Annotated in this window: 16 protein-coding genes and 3 pseudogenes; 6 read left to right on the forward strand and 13 right to left on the reverse strand. The window is 59.6% G+C overall.

The features are described 5' to 3' along the window. Nucleotide 1: 1 nt before the first annotated feature. Entirely contained in the window at nucleotides 2–1,999 is a 1,998-nt protein-coding gene (locus tag HK44_RS15600) for a hypothetical protein (RefSeq protein WP_141651720.1), read from the reverse strand. Nucleotides 2,000–2,251: 252 nt separating this feature from the next. Here HK44_RS15600 and HK44_RS15605 point away from each other — a divergent pair, with 252 nt between their 5' ends. Next, a complete protein-coding gene (locus HK44_RS15605) occupies nucleotides 2,252–3,292 on the forward strand; it encodes an Ldh family oxidoreductase (RefSeq protein WP_019690569.1) in 1,041 nt (346 codons plus the stop codon). A 145-nt stretch (nucleotides 3,293–3,437) separates the two neighbouring features. On the opposite strand, the gene HK44_RS15610 is transcribed toward HK44_RS15605, so the two are convergent. Further along, on the reverse strand, nucleotides 3,438–3,755 hold the full coding sequence (locus HK44_RS15610) for a DUF883 family protein (protein ID WP_019690568.1): 318 nt from the start codon (nucleotides 3,753–3,755) through the stop codon (nucleotides 3,438–3,440). Nucleotides 3,756–3,920: 165 nt separating this feature from the next. Between HK44_RS15610 and HK44_RS15615 the strand changes: the two genes are divergently transcribed. Beyond that, nucleotides 3,921–4,172: a hypothetical protein gene (locus HK44_RS15615; protein WP_019690567.1), complete on the forward strand. Its 252-nt coding sequence runs from the start codon at nucleotides 3,921–3,923 to the stop codon at nucleotides 4,170–4,172. On the opposite strand, the pseudogene HK44_RS30560 reads toward HK44_RS15615, so the two are convergent. From HK44_RS30560 to HK44_RS15630, 4 genes and pseudogenes are all read right to left on the reverse strand, one after another. Beyond that, nucleotides 4,147–4,336 (reverse strand): annotated as a pseudogene (locus tag HK44_RS30560) (hypothetical protein); the annotation flags it as partial. The gene HK44_RS15615 and the pseudogene HK44_RS30560 sit on opposite strands and share 26 nt — an antisense overlap. After that, a complete protein-coding gene (locus HK44_RS15620) occupies nucleotides 4,315–4,788 on the reverse strand; it encodes an LEA type 2 family protein (RefSeq protein ID WP_024264980.1) in 474 nt (157 codons plus the stop codon). The pseudogene HK44_RS30560 and the gene HK44_RS15620, both read right to left, overlap by 22 nt. A gap of 35 nt (nucleotides 4,789–4,823) precedes the next feature. After that, nucleotides 4,824–4,997: pseudogene (locus tag HK44_RS15625) on the reverse strand (xanthine permease XanP); the annotation flags it as partial. A 300-nt stretch (nucleotides 4,998–5,297) separates the two neighbouring features. After that, nucleotides 5,298–5,672: a DUF6124 family protein gene (locus HK44_RS15630; RefSeq protein ID WP_019690564.1), complete on the reverse strand. Its 375-nt coding sequence runs from the start codon at nucleotides 5,670–5,672 to the stop codon at nucleotides 5,298–5,300. Nucleotides 5,673–6,202: 530 nt separating this feature from the next. Between HK44_RS15630 and HK44_RS15635 the strand changes: the two genes are divergently transcribed. The 3 genes from HK44_RS15635 (at nucleotide 6,203) to zapE (ending at nucleotide 8,554) form a co-directional block, all read left to right on the forward strand. Further along, a complete protein-coding gene (locus HK44_RS15635; protein ID WP_024264981.1) occupies nucleotides 6,203–6,919 on the forward strand; it encodes a helix-turn-helix transcriptional regulator in 717 nt (238 codons plus the stop codon). Nucleotides 6,920–6,970: 51 nt separating this feature from the next. Further along, entirely contained in the window at nucleotides 6,971–7,312 is a 342-nt protein-coding gene (locus HK44_RS15640) for a nuclear transport factor 2 family protein (RefSeq protein WP_019690562.1), read from the forward strand. 123 nt (nucleotides 7,313–7,435) lie between these two features. Next, a complete protein-coding gene (gene zapE, locus HK44_RS15645) occupies nucleotides 7,436–8,554 on the forward strand; it encodes a cell division protein ZapE (protein WP_020723518.1) in 1,119 nt (372 codons plus the stop codon). Between the two features lie 44 nt (nucleotides 8,555–8,598). On the opposite strand, the gene HK44_RS15650 is transcribed toward zapE, so the two are convergent. The 6 genes and pseudogenes from HK44_RS15650 to HK44_RS15675 all read right to left on the reverse strand — a co-directional run bounded on the left by HK44_RS15650 (nucleotide 8,599) and on the right by HK44_RS15675 (nucleotide 16,244). Further along, complete coding sequence (locus HK44_RS15650; RefSeq protein WP_019690560.1) at nucleotides 8,599–9,873, reverse strand: OprD family porin; 1,275 nt, start codon at nucleotides 9,871–9,873, stop codon at nucleotides 8,599–8,601. Between the two features lie 104 nt (nucleotides 9,874–9,977). Next, nucleotides 9,978–11,627, reverse strand: a complete 1,650-nt coding sequence (locus HK44_RS15655) for an ABC transporter ATP-binding protein (protein ID WP_019690559.1) — start codon at nucleotides 11,625–11,627, stop codon at nucleotides 9,978–9,980. Between the two features lie 2 nt (nucleotides 11,628–11,629). Further along, the gene (locus HK44_RS15660) at nucleotides 11,630–12,490 is read right to left on the reverse strand and encodes an ABC transporter permease (RefSeq protein ID WP_019690558.1); all 861 of its coding nucleotides are present in this window, start codon (nucleotides 12,488–12,490) and stop codon (nucleotides 11,630–11,632) included. After that, nucleotides 12,487–13,428 (reverse strand): annotated as a pseudogene (locus HK44_RS15665) (ABC transporter permease). The gene HK44_RS15660 and the pseudogene HK44_RS15665 overlap by 4 nt, the downstream one beginning before the upstream one ends. A gap of 10 nt (nucleotides 13,429–13,438) precedes the next feature. Further along, a complete protein-coding gene (locus HK44_RS15670; protein WP_019690555.1) occupies nucleotides 13,439–15,001 on the reverse strand; it encodes an ABC transporter substrate-binding protein in 1,563 nt (520 codons plus the stop codon). A 118-nt stretch (nucleotides 15,002–15,119) separates the two neighbouring features. Continuing rightward, nucleotides 15,120–16,244 (reverse strand): C45 family autoproteolytic acyltransferase/hydolase, encoded by a 1,125-nt coding sequence (locus tag HK44_RS15675; protein ID WP_019690554.1) that lies wholly within the window; start codon nucleotides 16,242–16,244, stop codon nucleotides 15,120–15,122. 417 nt (nucleotides 16,245–16,661) lie between these two features. Here HK44_RS15675 and HK44_RS15680 point away from each other — a divergent pair, with 417 nt between their 5' ends. Next, the gene (locus HK44_RS15680) at nucleotides 16,662–17,153 is read left to right on the forward strand and encodes a GNAT family N-acetyltransferase (protein WP_019690553.1); all 492 of its coding nucleotides are present in this window, start codon (nucleotides 16,662–16,664) and stop codon (nucleotides 17,151–17,153) included. Between the two features lie 161 nt (nucleotides 17,154–17,314). Here the strand turns inward: HK44_RS15680 and HK44_RS15685 are convergent, their stop codons facing one another. Beyond that, the gene (locus HK44_RS15685; protein WP_019690552.1) at nucleotides 17,315–17,482 is read right to left on the reverse strand and encodes a DUF6026 family protein; all 168 of its coding nucleotides are present in this window, start codon (nucleotides 17,480–17,482) and stop codon (nucleotides 17,315–17,317) included. Nucleotides 17,483–17,731 lie beyond the last annotated feature (249 nt).

The raw sequence follows: 17,731 nt of genomic DNA on the forward strand, positions 1-17,731 counted from the left end.
TTTAGAGCCCGCGCCCGGGTGTCCACAGGATCGCCCGACCGGAGTGTAACGGGTCAAGCCCGCCACGCTCGGTCAGCAAAAAGCAGTTGGCCAGCGGCATCAGATCCGGCTCAGTCGAGCACTCAAGCGTCAACGACCAGGCATCCGGCCGAAACCCGTGCAGCGCTTCCCTTTGATTTCGTGTCGGTTTGTCGGGGTTTAGCAGTGTATCGAGCATGGCCTTTTCGTCTGCACGGAGTGTCTTGGTGCTCACTCTCAGTGTGGCTTCACCGCGGATTCCCACCGACATTGCATGGGCGAGATCGGCCTTGATGGTCTCCAGAAAGGTGCCTTGTTGTTCAACGCTGCCTGAAGGTTGGGCCGCTGTTTTCAGATCAAGTGACGATTGAACGCTTTGAAATGTTTTTAGCGACAGGGCGGCCTTTTCAGCCAGCAAGACCGAAGGGCGATTGTCGCCGGAAATCAGCGGGCGCGTGCTCCAGCGCTCCGTGGTTGCCGTCTCCAGCAATTGATGGTCGAGCATGCCACGCACATCCAGTGCCTGGTCGAACAAGGCCTGGACATCAATGGCGTCATCGCTGTGTCGGCAGGTGTCCAGTGCATTCGTGATGCTGTCTTGTTGCTTGGCGATGATGTCGTCGACCATGTCGTGAAAGACCGGACCGAACATTGGTACTCCCGACACCTCAGGCTTGTCGAAGCCCAGAAACACGTCACGCTGTTGCCGTGTCAGCAAGCTGTACAGTTCGTCCTCGTGTCCGGCTGACCTGACCATGGTTTGTATGATCGCTTTAAGGTCCGCGTAATCTTTCAGGACCTGCAAGCCATTGGACTGGGTATACAGATAAGCCATGGAGTCGCTGTTCAGCATCATGGCGCCAGCAAGTTCGACGAAATGCTCGCGGTGTTCCCATATGCGGATTTTTTCCGGCTTCAGGTCGCTGGCAGCGTTGCTGCGTATAGCGCTTTCGTGGTCGAGGAGTGCGGTTAATGCCAGGCTTTGCTCAGGGCTGATGATTGCGTCCTGGCGCTTCAACAACAGATCCGTTCGGGCCTTGTCGCTCATGGCTTGAGCAAAGAAGTCCCGGCGAGAAACACCCGTACGAGTGTCTGTTGCCCAATAGACCCGCAGCAGACTTGCCAGCATGGGCGTCAAACTTGCGGCGAGCTCCTTTGTGGCCTGCTCCCACTGATACTGTTGGACCGGGTTAACGGGGGAGGAGGGTTGTAGAGGATGGGTGAACTCGCGAACCTGTCCCGAAGGCCATGTCTGATGCAGGTAAAGACGCAGTAGCGCATCACTCAGGGGCATGGAGTCCACCTGGTGTCGAGCGGTGGTTGTGTTCGTCGTTCCAGCGGCCCGGCTTTCAACGAAAAAGCTGACATGGGTGGCGCTTTGATCGAGCCTGGGAAAGGACTTGCGCAGCGCGTTGTTGAGCAATTGATTGAGCATGGCCGTCAGTGTCGGTATTGCACTCAGCTCTTGGAGCATGAGCTCGACATTTTTACGATGGCACTGTTTCAGAATACGGGTCTGATCTTCGAATACCAGACCGTCGATGACTTGGCCTGCCACTGTGAAAGCGTCGTTGATACCCAGCGCATTGCGTCGGGATATGGGGAGAAAACGCAATAAATCCACGCGTTCCGTAGTTTTTTTCAAGTCTTCGGCCAGAGCCTTTAAAAGCGCCTGTGGATCGTCGAACTTTTGCAGCCCTCCATAGGGTGTGTAGAGGATTGCCTGTGTGCCGTTGGGCGCCGGGTGCATCATGAAGCTGCCCGCAAGGGGCTCGGCGTCTGAACCTGCGGCCTTCAGCATGATGTTCTCTACGGTCATCGGCGAGGTTTGCGCCGAACGAAGCGCGTGGGTCGCCAGTTCAACGGTACGCAGCCAGGATAGGTCCGCGAGTGTGAAACCCATGGCCCTGATGCGTGGGCTCAATAGTCTGGTGTCGTGCAATGCTTCCGGAAAAAAAAGCGGTAACGAATCGTCAGTCATTGTATTTGCCTCAGCTGAAGCGACGGTTCTACGTCGCAGGAAGAAAGCGCAAGGCTAGAGTCGAGGCAGCCTCAAACGGTGGTAGATAGTTAGGGCATGTGCGGTGTTTGCATCGTTGATGATCAGGCCCGTGGCAGGTCTTGGCGTCGTTGAACGACGAAGGTTGACAGAGGGCTCGCAAAACGGTGTTTAATCAGCCCGTAAGGTCCCCGTACGCTGTTGCCCCCTCCAATAAAAAACCTGGAGCTTCAGATGTCTGTGCCACACGATCATGCCGTCAATGCAGTCTCGCAACACTTGTCGTACGAAGAGTTGGTTGGCCTACTGGAATCGATATTTCTGAGGCATGGCACCAGCCCCGAGGTTGCCCGGGTGCTGGCGCAAAACTGTGCGGGCGCCGAACGCGATGGTGCCCACAGCCATGGAGTGTTCCGGATGCCCGGCTATGTCTCGACGCTGAACAGCGGCTGGGTCAATGGCAAGGCCGTTCCAGTGGTCGAGGATGTGGCCTCGGGTTTCGTCCGGGTGGACGCTGGCAACGGCTTCGCCCAACCGGCGTTGGCCGCAGGCCGCGAACTGTTGGTGGCGAAAGCCCGCAGCGCCGGCATCGCGGTCATGGCGATCCGCAATTCCCATCATTTCGCTGCACTGTGGCCGGACGTCGAACCCTTCGCCTATGAAGGTCTGGTGGCGCTGAGCGTGGTCAATAGCATGACCTGCGTGGTGCCGCACGGCGCTGATCGCCCGCTGTTTGGCACCAACCCGATTGCTTTCGCTGCACCCCGTGCGGGTGCGGACCCGATCGTGTTCGACCTGGCCACCAGTGCCATCGCCCATGGCGACGTGCAGATCGCTGCGCGCAAGGGCGAGCGTCTGCCACCGGGTATGGGTGTCGACAGCCTGGGCCAGCCCACGCAGGACCCGAAAGCGATTCTGGAGGGCGGTGCATTGCTGCCATTTGGCGGGCACAAAGGTTCGGCTTTGTCGATGATGGTCGAACTGCTGGCGGCGGCATTGACCGGAGGCAACTTCTCGTTCGAGTTCGACTGGTCGAATCATCCCGGGGCGAAAACCCCTTGGACCGGCCAGTTACTGATTGTGATCGACCCGAGCAAAGCCGCCGGGCAGAGCTTCGCCGAACGCAGTGAAGAACTGGTCAGGCAGATGCACGGCGTGGGGCTGCGACGCCTGCCGGGTGACCGCCGTCACCGCGAGCGGGCCAAGTCACAATCTGAAGGCATAGCGCTCGATGCGCAGACCCTGGCGCAATTGCGCGAACTGGCCGGTAATTGAGCTGAAAAAGGCGAGCTATGGGTTTATTGCCAATTTGTTAGGACGCAGAACCTGTGGGAGATTCTATGTTGCAGGACAACCCTGCAACATAGAATCTCCCACATTAGATCGTTGCTGTTCGATGGGGGCGGGCGCCGTTGTTTCTTCAGCGACGCCCCAGCAGCAACCCCACCACCAGGCCGAAACCGGCTGAAATCGCAACGGTTTGCCAAGGGTGACCGCCGATGTAGATTTCGGTCGCCTCGACCACCGGCCGGGTCCGCTCACGCACGCTGGAGACCGAATCGCGTGCCTGCCGCAGTTTCAGCGCCACTTGTTCGCGCAGGTTGTCAGCTTCCTCACCGACTAGCGAGGCACTGCTTTTGAGCAGTTTCTCTGACTCTTCGATCAGCGCTTGCAGCTCGCTGAAGACCTGATCCTTGATTTGCTCGTCGTTTGCGTGCACCGGGGTTTTTCGGGCCATCAGGTGATTCCTTGCAGGTAAAGGGACAGTGATCAATGGAGTGTAGGCGCGGCGAAAAAGTTGCGGGCTTTTTGCCGTGAAACTCAACGCCAATGGAAAATCTGCCTCTGGAGATTTCCACCTACAGTGTAAGATGTTGCCTATTTTATGCAGCAGGTAACTCCCATGAGCTTCAATCTGGCCGACAAGCCCCTTGCCGAGCGCGCTGCGCTTGAAGATGAAAAGTCCCGTCTGTTCGATCTCTGGCAGAGCAACCTGGGCAAATCCAAAGGCGAAGCGGCACGCTTGTTCGGCGAGCGCTCCAAGCGCAAAGGTAAATGGGCCGAGTGGGTGCGCTCCGAACTGGACGCCATGTCACCGCCGGAATACGCGAACATGGTCCGCAGCGAAGTCAATCGCTTGATGGCCGCCAAGTAGGCGCTTGTAAAAAGCTCGCTACGATCGCTTCACGCACTTTCAGCAACAGCGGATCCAGCTGGCTGTTGGTCCGCCAGCCCCGCCAAACCCTCATCGGTAATGCCGATAAACCCTCCAGACGACACCAGAATGTGCGGCTGATTTACCAAATACCGGCTGTCGAGCCCGGCAGGTTGAGTGTGCCTTTGTCGACAAAACGGATGGTGCCTGACACGCCGCCAGACAGCTTGCCGCGTAATACAAAAGGCAGGTTGTTGAGGGATTGCGTCTGGCTCAGGCCAAGGGTTTGGCGTAGCACGGAGAACGCCGAAATACTCACGGGTACGGTGATGATCGCTTCCGAGTAACGCGGGATCGATCCCGTTTGATCGCTCACGCCAGTGGCGAGGGGTTGACCGTTGACCTCCAGGCTCAGGGCCACGCCGTTGTAATTAATGGGCGTTTCGTTGGGGTTTTGCAGGCGCAGTTTCACTGCAAAGCGCACTTCCAGGTCCTGGTTTTGCAACGGTTCGATGCCAACCACGTTGATGTTCAGCGGATCACGGTTGGGGAACAGCGCGCAGGCGCTCAGGCTGAGCAACAGCAGGGAAAGGCTTAAAGCGAGGAATCTGCGCATGAACGAGCTCTCGAAAAGATAAGGGTCGAACCGCATTAGCGGTTCACCTGTGCGACCACGGAAGGCTTGAGTGGTTCGCCGTGGGGCGTGACATCCGGGTTCTCGATGACCGTGAGGGTCGAAGCTTGCGGATCGAAATCGTCTTCTTCCAACTCGATGAACTCTTCGGGCAGAAAGATATTCAGCACGATAGCGCACAATGCGCCGATATAGCCCGTCCTCGGCGAGGATCTTGATCCCGGCCACCGCCACGCGCCTTGACCATGAAGCCCGCACTAAGAGTCTCGCCAGCCTTGTGAAAAGGTGGCGGGTTTTGTGTTGTTCGCAGACACGACCGAGAACCTGTGGCGAGGGGGCTTGCCCCCGTTGGCCGGTCCGCGTTCGGGTAAAGCAGCCGCTCCCCTGGCCAACGGGAACTTCCAGATAGACCGCGGACACCTGTTTTAGGGTCGCTTCGCGCCCCAGCGGGGGGGCAAGCCCCCTCGCCACAATGATTGGCGCCGGATTGGTTACTCCGGTGAGTCTGGTGGATCAAGGTGGTCGAGTGCGCGATTCACCGCCAATTCGGCCAACGAGATCATTTGCTGAATCGCCAGCGCGGTATTGCGTTTGGGGCCTTCGAGCTCAAACGCCAGATCGCTGGCCATGACATTGGCCGAGGCGAGGGTTTCGCAGGCGTGGGCCAGCAGGGTTTCGCTGTCGACGTCGGGGGCAATGACGAAAATGCAGCCGGGACGGCGGTCGGCTAGCAATGTCTTGGTTTCCGGCAGCACCAGGTAATGATCGAGCGCACGGTGCGCGGCCGCATGGAGTTCTTTTGAATTGAGGGAAGCGTAGGGGGAAACCGGATCGGTTTCGGGGGGATTGGGCGTGGCTTTGAACATGGTGAAACTCCTTACCTTAAAGTGGAGTCGCAACCTATTGCTACCAAACGATAGGGTGGCGACTGAACGCAGGTTGGTAGACCGGGTAAGGAAACCGGCGCACCCGTAGGCGCCCTGCGCACAGTCGCCATAACAAACAGCAGACGACAAAAAATCGTCACTGAATGGAAATGTCGGAGCTGTGCGCCTTACCCGGGCTACCAAACCCGATCGCTGATATTCAGCGACACGGAAACGATAGAGGCGAGGACCAAAGCGCACAAGCCGGCGGATTCTGGCGCAGGTGTAGGCCGCGACGCAAGGCGTTGTAGCCTGCGACAGATGTTGCGCGACACGAATAAACACTTTGATCGTTAACCCTGTGGCAGCGAGCCTGCTCGCGATAGCGGTGTGACAGTCAACATTACTGCCGAATGTAAAACCGTCATCGCGAGCAGGCTCGCTCCCACAAGGGGCCTTTTCTGCTGACAGTTTCTGGCAGTGGCCTCTGCTAAGCTTTGCCGATCTTCATTCCACAGAGCAGGCTGATCGTGTCGCGTACCAGTCGGTTGTTGACCTTGTTGCAAATGCTGCGCGGTAAAAGTCGTCCGGTGACGGCGGCGACATTGGCCAGCGAACTGGAGATCTCGGAGCGCACGCTGTATCGCGATATCGCTGAGCTGACGGCCCTCGGCGCGCCGATCTTCGGCGAGGCGGGTATCGGTTATGTGCTGCGCAGCGGTTTGTTTCTGCCGCCGCTGATGCTCAATGCTGACGAGACCGAAGCGGTGGTGCTGGGTCTGCGTTATGTCGATCAGCGTGGCGATGAGGTGTTGAGCAAAGCCGCCGCCGATGCGTTGGCGAAGATTGCTGCTGTATTGGCGCCGGACGCTCGGGAGGCCTTGCGCAACCCGACGGTCTTGCCGGGGCCGCCGGGCTACGGTTATCCGCAAAATACCGTGGAATTGAACGTGTTTCGCCAGGCGATCCGCGCGCAGGCCAAGTTGCATATCGATTACGCAGACGTGAACAAAACCCCCAGCCAGCGGTTGATCTGGCCGTTGGCGCTGGGTTTTTTGAATGAGGCGCGGGTGATCGTTGCCTGGTGCGAGTTGCGCGGGGATTATCGAACCTTTCGTACCGACCGGATTGCCGCCGCCCGAGAGCTGGGTGAACGCTATCCGGGGCGTCGCAGCGACTTGTTGCGGGCCTGGCGCAAGGCGATGCAACAGGATGAAGCAGGGCGATTCACTCCTGACAAGAATTGACACAGCGCTGTTTTAAAATGGCTCCAGAATCAATCAACAAGGAGCCGTACCATGCCGAACCCAGCCGTTTCACTCGCACCTGCCATTGCCGCCTATATCGCTGCCGCCAATGCCCGTGACAGTTCGGCGGTCGCCAGTTTTTTTGCCGAGGATGCCAACGTTTTCGATGAAGGCGCCCACCAGGTCGGCACCCACGCCATCGCCCAATGGATGGAAGACACCGCTCGCCGTTACCAGCCTAGGGTCGAGGTGCTGGATGTGCAGCAACGCACCGGCAAAGTATTGGTCAGCAATCTGATTTCCGGGACATTCCCTGGCAGCCCGCTGGAATTGCGCTATGTGTTCCGTCTGAACGAGCAAGGCAAGATCGCCCGACTCGATATATCCCTCTAACCACATACTCTGTGGGAGCCTGGCTTGCCAGCGATGGCGTCGGTGAAATCGCCATCGCCAGCAAGCCGTGCTCCCACGTTGAGCGTGCCATACTTCGCGTTTCCCGCTGCGAAACAGACCGGTATGACCTTCGATTCGCCCCTCAGCGCTTACCAGTACGCCCTCTCGCAAAAAGGCTTCGTGCCGGATGCCGCGCAAGAACATGCCGTTATGGCGTTGCAGCAGTGTCACGAGGCCTTGCATCAGAGCCGATCGCCGATCACCGGGGTTTACCTCTGGGGGCCGGTCGGGCGGGGCAAGACCTGGTTGATGGATCAGTTCTACCAAAGCCTGCGGGTGCCGGCGCGGCGACAGCACTTTCACCATTTTATGGGCTGGGTGCATCAGCGCTCGTTTCAACTGACCGGCACGGCCGACCCGCTGCGGGCTCTGGCCCGTGAGTTGGCCCGGGATGTGCGGGTGCTGTGTTTTGACGAATTGTTCGTCAATGACATCGGTGACGCGATCATCCTCGGGCGATTGTTCCAGGTGATGTTCGACGAAGGTGTGGTGATGGTCTGTACCTCTAACCAACCACCGGATCAGCTCTACGCAGACGGTTTCAACCGCGACCGGTTTTTGCCGGGGATTACCGCGATCAAAAGCCACATGCAGGTGGTGGCGGTGGACGGTGGTGAAGATCACCGATTGCACCCTGGCGCAGCTCTGCAACGGTATTGGGTCAGCGCACCCGGTCAGCCCGATCCGATGAGTGAGGTGTTCAAACAACTGACCGAAGGACAGCCGGTATCCCGCGATCCGGTGATCATTGGCTACCGCTCGGTCACTGCCGTCAAGGCCAGTGAAACCGTGCTCTGGTGCCGTTACGCGGACCTGTGCGAGCAACCGTTCGCGGCGATGGACTTCATGGCGCTGTGTGATCGCTTCAACGCTATTCTGTTGAGCGATGTGCCCAATCTCAGCGCCCATCAGCGCCCCGGTCGCATAGCCCGCGGCACTGAGGATGGCGCCGAGCGTGTCGAGGCCGGCGACCGTGAACTCCCGCAATTGTCGGTGCACGACGACAGCGTGCGGCGCTTCATCGCACTGGTCGACGAGTGCTACGACCGCAAAGTGCCGCTGTACCTCGACGCGCAGGTGCCGATGGATGAACTGTACACCGAGGGGTACCTGGAGTTCCCGTTTCGCCGGACCCACAGCCGGCTGAAGGAAATGCAATTGCGGCGCTTTGCCGAGGCGTGAAAGATCGCAGGGTGCGCTATGCATTCTGCGATCTCAACTTCGTCTTACCAAAGCTTCACGCTGTAACTGAGGACCAAGCGGTTTTCGTTGGTGTCGCGTTGGTAGTTGCTTTTGCTCATACCGTTGCGCCAGCGGGCGCTGAGGTTCTTCAGCGGGCCGCTCTGGATGGTGTAGCCCAGGTCGATGTCACGTTCCCACTCCCGGCCTTCGCCGGCAAATTTTTTGATCTGCGCCTGATCGCCCTTGGCGTAGCGCGTGGAGAACAGCAGCCCTGGAATGCCGACCGCAGCAAAGTCAAAGTCGTAGCGCGCGTGCCAGGCACGTTCCCTGGTTTGCGAGAAGTTGCTCAGTTGGTATTCGGTGAACAGGTAGGTGTTGCTGCCGTCGACATAGGCAAACGGCGTTTCGCCGTACTGCTGCTGGAAGCCGCCACCGATGGAGTGTCCGTCAATCGCGTACATGAAGCGCGTGCTTAAGGCGCGGTTGTCGACGGTGCCGGCCAGGCCTGCCCCCGCAGTGTCGGCGCTGAAATAGCGGATATCGCTTTTCAGGGTGCCGCCGCCCAGCGCCAGGCTGTGCTTGAGACCGACATAGTGCTGCTGATAAATATCCTCAAGCTGCGCGTAGTAATAGCTGCCCGTCAGCGTTGGGTTGAACCGGTAATCAGCACCGCCGAAACGGAATTCATCGCTTTTTGCCGAACTCTTGTAAGCACCGTTCTGGCTGGTCAGCCCCATCTTTTCGTAGTTGGTCGATTCCCGCTGTTTGACCTGATCGATCTGCCCGCCGCGTAAGGTCAGGCCCTTGATGTCGTTTGAGCTGAGCAGGGCGCCTTCGAAGCTCTGCGGCAGCACTCGGCTGGTGTTCGGTTGCAGCAGCGGCAGGTCGGGCAGCAAATGGCCGACCCGCAGTTCGCTCTTGGCAACACGGGCCTTGGCGGTCAGGCCGACCTTGGAATAGCTGTCGTGGGCACGCCTGGCGTAGCTCGGCTTGCCCGGTTCGGCAGTGCTTTCTCGGGACAACAAGCCGCTGCCGGAGCGATCCGGGCTGGAGTCGAGCTTCAGCCCGAGCATACCGAGTGCGTCCAGACCAAAACCGACCGTGCCTTCGGTGTAGCCCGATTGCAGGTTCAGCAGAAACCCCTGGGCCCATTCATCCCGCTTGGATTGGCCATTGCCTTCGCGGTAGTCGCGGTTGAAGTAGTAGTTTTTCGAGTCCAGCGTGGCCTTGCTGTCCTTGAGGAATTCCGCTTCAGCGGCCATCGGCAACAGGCTGGTGCCGCCGATCAAGGTCAAGTGCTGCATGAGTCGGGTGTTCATGGTGTTGGCTCCTGTGAGGGCTTTTTGTTGTTTTGCTTGGGCATGGCTTCGCCATGGGCGCATTCAGTGGTGCCTGAAGGCGCCCGGGGTGAAGTCAGTGAGAACTAAGGTGTGGGCTGCAGGTTTTCGGGTTTTGGTCGCAGTCGGTAGCCGCCGCTTGCCAGTTGTTCCAATGGACTGGCCGCTGCCAGCAATTGGCGGGTGTAGGGGTGCAAGGGTTTATCGAAGACCGCTTCGCGGTTGCCGATTTCCACGATATGGCCCTGGTGCATGACTGCCACTCGGTGGGCGATGCGTTCGACGGCCGCCAGGTCATGGGAAATGAACAGGCAGGCAAAGCCGTACTGCGCCTGCAAGCGTTCGAACAGTTCAAGGATCTGTTTCTGGATGGTCATGTCCAGCGCCGAAATCGGTTCGTCGGCGATTACCAGTTGCGGGTGCCGCACCAGCGCTCGGCCGATGGCCACCCGCTGGCGTTGACCGCCCGACAGTTGATGGGGAAAGCGCTCCATGAACGCTTCCGACAAACCGATATCCACCAGGGTGGTGGCGACACGCTGACGTTTTTGTTCCTCGCTCAGCTCCGGCAGATGGCGCAACGGTTCGGCGAGGGTTTCGCCAATGCGCATCCGCGGATCGAGGGACGAGTAAGGGTCTTGAAAGATCATCTGGCATTGCAGCCGATGATCGCGCTGACCGGCCTTGAGGATATCGATGCCCTTGAAGCGAATCTCGCCGGCACAGGGTTTGACCAGTCCCACCAGCGCACGACCCAGCGTGGTTTTGCCCGAGCCGCTGCCGCCGACCAGTGCCAGGGTTTCACCGGGTGCGATGCTCAGGTTGGCACTGTGTACCGCGCGCTTGGGGGGTGATTGACCCCAGAAGCGCGCATGACCCGGATGCTCGATGCTGACGCCGGTAATTTCCACCAGGGGGTTGTCGGTCGCTGGCAACGCGGCCAGTTCGCCGCGCTTGGGCAGCGCTTCGAGCAATTGGCGGGTGTAGGCGTGTTGCGGGGCCAGCAGAATGTGATTGATTGAACCTTGCTCCACGGCCTGACCGTGGCGCATGACCACGACTTTGTGGGCGTAACGCGCCACCAGCGACAGATCGTGGCTGATGAACAGGATCGCCGTGCCTTGCTCGCGGGTCAGCTCCAGCATCAGCTCGATTACGTCCAGCTGCGCCAGACAATCAAGGGCGGTGGTGGGTTCGTCGGCAATCAGCAGCGCCGGACGCAGCAGCATCACCGAGGCGAGCATGATCCGCTGGCGCATACCGCCGGAGAACTCGTGGGGATAGGCGCCCAGGCAGCGTTCGGGGTCGGTGATGCCAATGCGCGTTAGCATGTCGATGCAGCGTTGGCGAATCTGCGCCTTGCTCAGGTCGGTGTGAAGGCGCAGACCTTCGGCCATTTGCTCGCCAATGCGGATCGCCGGGTTGAGTGAAACCATCGGCTCCTGGAACACCATGCCGATTCGCGCACCGCGGATGCCACGCAGTTGCGCACAACTCAGCTGATTGAGGTCCAGGCCTTCGAAGCGGATCGCACCGCCACAGACTTCCATCGGCAGTGGCAGCAGGCCAATCGCTGCGCGAGCGGCCATGGTCTTGCCGCTCCCGGATTCGCCCACCAGCGCGACAATCTCGCCAGGTGCGACGGTGAAACTCAGGTCGTTGACCGCCAACGGGCCTTCGGCGCCAGCGCGGATCAGCAGGTGGTCGACTTCAAGCAACGGTTTTGGACTGGGCATGATCAACGGCTCATTCGAGGGTCGAGGCGGTCGCGCAAGGCGTCGCCGAACAGGTTGATGGCGACCAGCGCCAGGGCGATGAACAACCCCGGGAACAGGCCGAGCCAGGTAGCGTTGGCAATGTATGGGCGGCTGGCGGCGAGCATGTTGCCCCAGGTCGCTGCGGGTGGCGGAACACCCAGGCCGAGGAAACTCAAGGCGCTTTCCGACAGCAATGTCCAGCCGAACATGCTGGTGGCGAGCACGCACAGCGGCGCAACACAGTTGGGGGCAACGTGGCGGTACAGTGTGTAGAACTCCGAATTGCCGATGACCCGTGAGGCTTCAATGAACTCGCGTTCTCGCAGCGACAGCACACTGCCGCGCACCACCCGAACCACCGATGGCGTGTAGGCGATGCTCAAGGCCAAAACGATGCCGTACTGGCTGGCCCCGATGATCGCCATCAAGCCCAACGCCATCAGGATGCCGGGGAACGCCAGCAATGCATCGTTGATCATCATCAGCAGGCGATCGGTCCAGCCCCGCAGGTAACCGGCGAGCATGCCGATCACACTGCCGAAAAACAGCGCCAGGCACACGGTCAGCAAGCTGATCCACAAACTGGTGCGCGCACCAATGATCAAGCGGCTGAGCACGTCACGGCCAAACTCGTCGGTGCCTAGCCAATGCAGCGCCGAGGGTGCCTTGAGGCGTGACAGCAGATCGATTTTCAGCGGGTCGTAAGGTGTCCAGAACACACCGAGCAGGGCCATGCTGATCAGCACAGCCAGCAAGGTGCCGCCCATCAAGGCGTTCGCCGGTGGCCAGCGCAGTGGGCGACGCGCGGGTGTAGCGCTCACGTAAGGCAGGGAGACGGTCATAATTTCACCCTTGGGTCGAAGAGTGGATAGAACAGGTCGACCAGCAGGTTGACCGCCACGTAAATGAAAGTGATCAGCAGCAGGCAGCCCTGCAGCACGGGGTAGTCGCGAGCGTAGATGGCGTCGACCATCAAGCGACCGATGCCAGGCAGGGTGAACACCGTTTCCAGCACCGCGATGCCGCCGAGCAAATTGCCGAGGATCAGGCCGATCAAGGTCCAGGTTGGCGCAAAAGCATTCGGCAAAGCGTGGCGCCACAGCACCGCGCGTTCCGACAAGCCCTTGGCTCTGGCGTGGGCAATGTATTCCAGCCGCAGCACCTCGATGGTGCTGGCCCGGGCCATCCGGGTAATGGCTCCGAGTTCCACCAGCGTCAGGGTGACAATCGGCAGCACCAGATAGGTCACGGCTTCACCGGGGTTCTGGGCGAACGGCACATAACCCACCACCGGCAGCCAGTTGAGCTTGATCCCGAACGCGTAGAGCAATAGCAAACCGAGCCAGAAGCTGGGAATCGACAGCAGCAGGGTTGCGCCGGTGACCAGCCCCAGGTCCAGCGCGCTGTCCTGTTTCCAGGCCGCGAACAGGCCTGCTGGAACGGCAATCAACGCCGCCAGCAGAACCGCCACCAGCACGATGTTGGCACTGACCGAGAAACGGTCGAGGATCAGTTCGAGCACCGGTTGTTTGCTGGTGATCGACACGCCGAGGTCACCGCTGAGCACCGACTGCAACCAATACACGAACTGCACGCCGATCGAGTGATCCAGCCCCAATGCCGCGCGGGTGCTGGCCAGGCTTTACGGGTCGGCCATATCGCCGAGCATCAGCAGCGCCGGGTCGCCGGGGATGAAGCGGATCAGCGCGAACACCACCACGGAGATCAGCAGCAAGGTCGGCACGGACAGTGCCAGGCGTTGAGCGATAAATCGCAACATGATCGATCTCCTAGTCGGCCAGTTTCACGCCCCACAGGCGCGGTTTGGCGATGGGCCAGGAGCGGTAACCTTCGACCCGATTCTGAAAGGCACCGACGGTGCTGCCGTTGTACATCACCACCATCGGCACATCGGCGAGCATCTGTTGGTGCAGCTGATCGAACAGCGCCTGACGTTTGACCGGTACGATTTCGCGCATGGACTCAAGCATCCAGCCCTGCGCCTGGGGGTTGTCCCAGACCTTGCGGGGTTGCTGGTTTTTGTCGCCCATCACCGACTCGAAGTTCAGCGCCGCGTCGAATCGCGCCGAATAGGAGAACGCCATGATCTGGTACGCGCCGCTCTGGTAGCGCTCCAGTTGCGTGCCCCATTCGAGGGTTTCGATATCGATGTTCAACCCGGCTGCCTGGGCCATGGCCTGGCTCAGCACCGCCATGTCGAACACGCTCTGGTAGCGTTTGTTGGTGATGATTTTCAGCGGCTGGCCGTTGTAACCGGCTTCCTTGAGCAGGCGCTTGGCTTCTTCGATGTTGGCTTTGTAGCCCTGTTTCTGAACGGCGTTGTAGTAGGGGCTGGTGTCTGGCACCACCGAATTGTTGGCGTGGGAAGTGCCTTCGGTGAGTGCCTGGACCATTTGCCCACTGTCCAGCGACAGCGCAATGGCACGCCGAATACGCACGTCCTTGAGCAGTGGGTCGCGGGTCTGGAACAGCAGGGCATTGAGCGACATGTTGGAGCTGCTGGAGGTCTTGATGCCTGGCAAGGCGCCGAGTTCGCGGGCGTCCATCACCGTGACATCGGGCAGCACGTCGACGCCTTTCGATTGCAGCGCGGCTTTGGCGGCAGCGGCATCGGGGATGACCATGAAGCGCAGGTTGTCGATAAACGCCTGCTTGTTGCCGGTGTAGCCGTCGGTGCCTGTCTCCGGGCGGGCGCGGTAGTCGGCAAAGCGTTGCAGGTCGACGTATTGCCCCGGCTTCCATTCGGCGAGCTTGAACGGGCCGGTGCCGATCGGTGCTTGCCACTTGCCATTCGCATCGACGGAGGAGGGGTGCAGGATGCCGGTGCCGCCGCAATCGGAGCGGGCCATTTGTGCGAGGAACAAGCCATTGGGTTTGTCCAGGGTGAAGACCACGGTCAACGGATCCGGCGCGCTGATGTCGGCGACTTTCGCCACGCCCCGGCCATCGAAGTCTGCGAGACAGCGCCATTGGGTTTGCGGGTCGAGATAACGTTTCCAGGTCCACAGCACGTCGGCGGAGGTGAGGGCGGCGCCGTTATGAAACTTCACCCCGTCACGCAGGGTGAAGCGGTACTCCAGGCCATCGGCTGACACCTCGACCTTGCTGGCCAGCAGCAGGCCGACCGAGGCGTCTTCGCGGTACGCCACCAGGCCTTCGACAATGTGCAGAATCACTGCGTCGGTGTTTTCGTCGCGATTGACGCCGGGATCGGTGCTGCGGATGTCCGCATTGAGTGCTACACGCAGGGTGCTGGCGGCTTCGGCGCTGAGACTGCCAAGAACGAGACTGCTGAACCCTAGCGTCAGGGCGATACGTGTGAATGTTTGCACGGGAGTGATTCTCCATAGGCGGTTTGCGACGACGGGAGTCGGCAGGCGTCGCAAACCGTTAGTTGTTTATTGTCATTGTTCTTGTCGTGCCGCCCGGAGGGCGCGGGTGTCGCGTGAGTTACTTGAGGTAGCGGTTGATGTCGCCCTCCATGGCCAGCGAATAGGTGGTGAATTCGCGGTTCACGGCTGGCAGCGGTGCGACTTCCATCAATCCCTTGGCCGGACGCATCACCACCATGGCCACGGTGGCCGACAGGTTGCCGGCCATGTTGGAAAGCGGCGGACGACACACCGCCCAGGGTGTGCCGAAGTCATCGAAGAAAGCTTGTTTCAGGTGTTCGGCTGTCAACTGTCCAGGCGTTTCACTGAGGATTTGCCGCACACGCACGTCGCGATAGAGGCTTTCCGGCACGCTGTTCAAGCCGGCTTCACGCAACTTGCCCAATGCCACCGGGCTCTGCCAATGGTTGGCGTGTACGAGCAACCCCTGTTCGGCCTGAATCGGAAAGACTTCGTCCGGGGCGCATTCAAAGTTGATCGCGTACCCACCGGCGTGGCTGAGCATCATGTTGTTGGACGTGGATTTGGCCGTGGTGGCGACCACCTTGATCGACAGCGCGAAGTGCGCGGCCTCCAGCGCCTTGCGTCGAATGAATGGCAGTGGCACGCCGACCTGGGTGTAGTCGCGTTCGGACTCCAGGTAGTTGGCGGTGATTGCGGTGCCGATCGAGTTCAAGCCGTTGCGGGCCAGACCGCCGGCTTCGGTGAACGTCAGAACATCCGGACCGTCTTCGCGCAGGACCTTCAGCACAATGGCGCTCTCGGCACATTCCGCGCGCCAGTCCCAGTTTTGTCCGTGAATCACTTCGTTGGCGGCCGATGCTGTCGGCAGAATCACCGCCCCGGTGCAGCCGTCGGGATCGGGCAGACGCGCCTTGCGCCGGCCCAGCTGGATGATCTCCGTGCGGGCGTTGATCAGCACGATGGCTTCGAAATCGCAGCCAGCACCCTCGGCGATACCGCGCATTTCCTGAGCGTATTCCGGCTCGAATGCTTCGATGCTGGGCACGAACTCGTTGGCAAAGGCGCGGATGTCGGCCCAGGTGTAACCCATCTTCAGCAGTTGGACAGAGTAGATCTCGATGCTGTTGTGAATGCGTTGACTGACCGCTTGACCGTATTGGATGCCGCGCTCGAAGGGGGGGCCGCTGATCTCGACGAGAGGGAAAGGGGAGTGACTCATAGTTGGCAATCTCATGTTTTTTGTTTGTGTTGGGTACAAGAGTTGCCGGATATAAACGCCCTGTCAATGCTTTTGGTTGACCGATAAAACCTTGCTGTAGGAGTCCTACAGCGGGCTATTAAGTGAGTTATACGCGCAAAGGCCCTGTTTATCGGTGGTGTAGCGATGTTTAAGATGGGTCGGCTGCTTTGTTGTTTATGTTCTGTGTATTTAGCTTTCATAAAAATCGGAAAGGTCCTGCTTTTGGTGCGCGTGAGGGACGAAGGACGTTGCTCTGTAGCGCATAGCGGTAAAAACACCGGGCTGTGATGATTTGGCGGTTGTCCGCAGTGTTCCCGGCACGCTAATGTCGGCTAACCCAGCGCTGACAGACGATGCGCGCAGGGATGCACACTCATTGTTTGATCGAGGATGGAAATGGAATCCGCAGAAATCCTGGTACTCCAGGCCAGCTACACCAACCCGGTACACGCCGAAGCGATCAGTCTGGTTCTGAATCACTACGCTGAAGACCCGATGGGCGTAGGCACGTCGTTATCGGCCGATGTCTTGCGGCAATTGCCCGGCGAGCTGGCCAAGCGACCCCATGCGTTCAGTGTCCTGGCGTTTGTTGGCGGGGAGCCAGCGGGGCTGGTGAATTGCTTCGAAGGTTTCTCGACCTTCGCTTGCCGTCCACTGGTCAATGTCCACGACGTCGCGGTGGTCGGAAAATTTCGCGGGTTGGGCCTGAGCCAAAAAATGCTGCAAAAGGTCGAGGACATTGCCCGTCAGCGCGGCTGCTGCAAAATTACTTTGGAGGTGCTGGAAGGCAACGCCGTCGCGCAGGGTTCCTATAGCAAGTTCGGGTTTTCGGCGGGGATGTTCGATCCGGCTCATGGCCGCATGCTGTTTTGGACCAAGGCGCTTTAAAAAGAGGGGCGCCTCTGGGCGGAGTGCACATCAATGCTGTGAAGGAAATGCGGGCTGGAACCAGTCTCCGAAGAGATCATGGCTGGGTGGTTGAAGCACTGACAGTCGCAGTTGCGGCAGCGAACGCGGTGCCTCGATGGTCAGTCAGGCACCCGTCGATTTCAGCGCGTTACCGGCTGTGCAGACAATTGCGCCTGGGCAAGCAACAGGCGCAATTGCGCGACCTGATCGAGCAGTTGTTCGCGTTCGGTTTTGAGCTGGCGCAATTCGTCACGACGAATCGTCACGTAGAGGGTCTGTGGAGGCAGTGCGTTTACTACGGTGCCCATTGCTCACCTCGCAAATGGCGTGTCACATCTGTGGTCGGGCTGCTCTGGAGCGATGCCCGAATCACTGTCGGCGCCGATTCCGGTTTTTTTTGTTATTTATGGAACTTTTTTATTTTTCGTGGTCCCTGTGTCTTCGCCAACGTTTGGGACGTTATCCCTATAGCTCGGACAAATCGTCCGAAAACTATGTTGCAGCGCTCTGGACTAACCTTAATCAGGCTCATTGCGCTATAACCTTTGGCACACCTT

The organism is Pseudomonas fluorescens HK44 (genome assembly GCF_000217955.3).
Lineage (GTDB): Bacteria > Pseudomonadota > Gammaproteobacteria > Pseudomonadales > Pseudomonadaceae > Aquipseudomonas > Aquipseudomonas fluorescens_AQ.